Origin of the sequence: Porphyromonas levii DSM 23370 (assembly GCF_000379925.1) — a bacterium.
In the GTDB taxonomy this organism is placed as follows: domain Bacteria; phylum Bacteroidota; class Bacteroidia; order Bacteroidales; family Porphyromonadaceae; genus Porphyromonas_A; species Porphyromonas_A levii.
The window spans coordinates 1-2,500 of sequence record NZ_KB904208.1 but is presented as its reverse complement, the minus strand read 5'-3'; the positions used below and the strand labels follow the sequence as shown (position 1 = coordinate 2,500).

2 tRNA genes and 2 rRNA genes (1 of these 4 cut by a window edge) are annotated in these 2,500 nt (G+C 46.6%); all 4 read right to left on the bottom strand.

Features of this window, described 5'->3' with window-relative positions:
- Window positions 1-1,396 (bottom strand): 23S ribosomal RNA (locus A3GG_RS0101055) (it extends 1,499 nt beyond the left edge of the window).
- 297 nt (window positions 1,397-1,693) lie between these two features.
- Window positions 1,694-1,767: transfer RNA gene (locus A3GG_RS0101050), tRNA-Ala, on the bottom strand.
- Between the two features lie 52 nt (window positions 1,768-1,819).
- Window positions 1,820-1,893: transfer RNA gene (locus A3GG_RS0101045), tRNA-Ile, on the bottom strand.
- A 245-nt stretch (window positions 1,894-2,138) separates the two neighbouring features.
- Window positions 2,139-2,500 (bottom strand): 16S ribosomal RNA (locus A3GG_RS0101040); the annotation flags it as partial.

The following is a 2,500-nucleotide window of genomic DNA, read 5'->3' as shown; positions in this document are numbered from 1 at the left end:
CATACGGATTACCCTTAGGTCCCGACTAACCCTCCTCCGACGAACGGTGAGGAGGAAACCTTAGTCTTTCGGCGAGAGAGATTCTCACTCTCTTTATCGTTACTTATACCTACATTTGCACTTCCAGAAAGTCCAGCACACCTCGTCGATGTACCTTCAACCTCGCTGGAATGCTCCCCTACCGATTAGTAAAACTAATCCCACTGCTTCGGTAGACAACTTATGCCCGATTATTATCCATGCCACAATCCTCGACTAGTGAGCTGTTACGCACTCTTTAAATGAATGGCTGCTTCCAAGCCAACATCCTAGCTGTCTATGCATCGTGACCGCGTTTAAGTCAACTGAGCTGTCATTTCGGGACCTTAGCAGATGGTCCGGATTCTTCTCCTTTCGGACATGGACCTTAGCACCCATGCCCTCACTCCTAGAGTGTTCATATAAGCATTCGGAGTTTGTCTGGACTTGATAGGCGGCGAAGCCCTCGCATCCAATCAGTCGCTCTACCTCTTATATTTAAACTCTAAGGCTGCACCTAAATGCATTTCGGGGAGTACGAGCTATTTCCAAGTTTGATTAGCCTTTCACCCCTACCCTCAACTCATCGGAGAATTTTTCAACATTCTACCGTTCGGTCCTCCATGCAGTGTTACCTGAACTTCAACCTGGTCAAGGGTAGATCACTTGGTTTCGCGTCTACTATATATAACTAAATCGCCATTTAAAACTCGCTTTCGCTACGGATCCAAGCCTGAAGCTCTTACCCTAGCTATACATAGTAACTCGTAGGTTCATTATGCAAAAGGCACGCTGTCACCCCATAAAGGGCTCCAACCGCTTGTAAGCAGACGGGTTCAGGGTCTATTTCAATCCTCTACGCGAGGTACTTTTCACCTTTCCTTCACAGTACTCGTTCACTATCGGTCTCTAAGGAGTATTTAGCCTTGGGGGATGGACCCCCCAGATTCACACAGGATTTCACGTGTCCCGCGCTACTCAGGATACTACTAGCCAAGCCTTCACTTCAAGTACGGGACTATCACCCTCTATGGTGGAGCTTTCCAACTCGCTTCTTTTCATTACCGCCTGTAACATATCGTAGTCCTACAACCCCACCCTTGCCGAAACAAGGATGGTTTGGGCTCGTCCCCGTTCGATCGCCACTACTAAGGGAATCACTTTTGTTCTCTTCTCCTAAGGGTACTTAGATGTTTCAGTTCCCCTCGTTTGCTCCTACATTCGTAGGTAATAGGCTATTAAACCTATTGGGTTGCCCCATTCGGAAATCTGTGGATCAAGTCGTATGTGCCAATACCCACAGCTTATCGCAGCTTGTCACGTCCTTCATCGCCTCTTAGAGCCAAGGCATCCACCGTCTGCCCTTAATTACTTTATAACCTTCTTTATCACATATCCCTCGTAAGAAATATGCAACGCATAATGCTGTATAATAACAATATTATTAGATTTGCTCTACGCTTTAAGTATACTAAACATTGTCGCTCAAGTAAAAATTCAGAAGAATTTGCTCACAATGAGATATCATCTCATCTTGAAAAGACCTTCAATAGCACTTGCGTACTACTTCCAGAATCCTCTTTTGTCTCTTTACTATTGTTTCAATATAAAATATATTTGCCAATATGTCTATGATCGCTCGGTTTATACTAAGCGTCCCTTAGTCAACCAAATGTGGAGAATAACGGATTCGAACCGATGACCCCCTGCGTGCAAGGCAGGTGCTCTAGCCAGCTGAGCTAATTCCCCGTATTTCTATACATCCCTCAGAAAGCTACTCACTAGTAAGCTCCCATGCCGGTAGACCCAGGCAGAGTTGAACTGCCGACCTCTACATTATCAGTGTAGCGCTCTAACCAACTGAGCTATGGGTCTGTTGATACCCAACCCATCTACACTCAACCTCTCATTACCTTACACCTAACAGAACTAAGAGATATAAGCAGGCAGTATAAAAATAGGGTTGCCGTATAATTAAATATACCAAGACAAAGGAACAAACAAGCCGAACAATTAACAATGTGTCCATATATACTTCCTTGTATCGTATGACTACACCTCGGTCGACTATGTTATTAATGAGACGTAATAAGTGGAGATAGCTCCTCTGAATACTCCAGAAAGGAGGTGTTCCAGCCGCACCTTCCGGTACGGCTACCTTGTTACGACTTAGCCCCAGTCACCGGTCTTACCCTCGGACGCTCCTCGCGGTCACGTACTTCAGGTACCCCCAGCTCCCATGGCTTGACGGGCGGTGTGTACAAGGCCCGGGAACGTATTCACCGCGCCATGGCTGATGCGCGATTACTAGCGAATCCAGCTTCACGAAGTCGAGTTGCAGACTTCGATCCGAACTGAGATGAGGTTTGGAGATTGGCATCCTGTCACCAGGTAGCTACCCTTTGTCCTCACCATTGTAACACGTGTGTCGCCCTGGATATAAGGGCCGTGCTGATTTGACGTCATCCCCACCTTCCTCTCG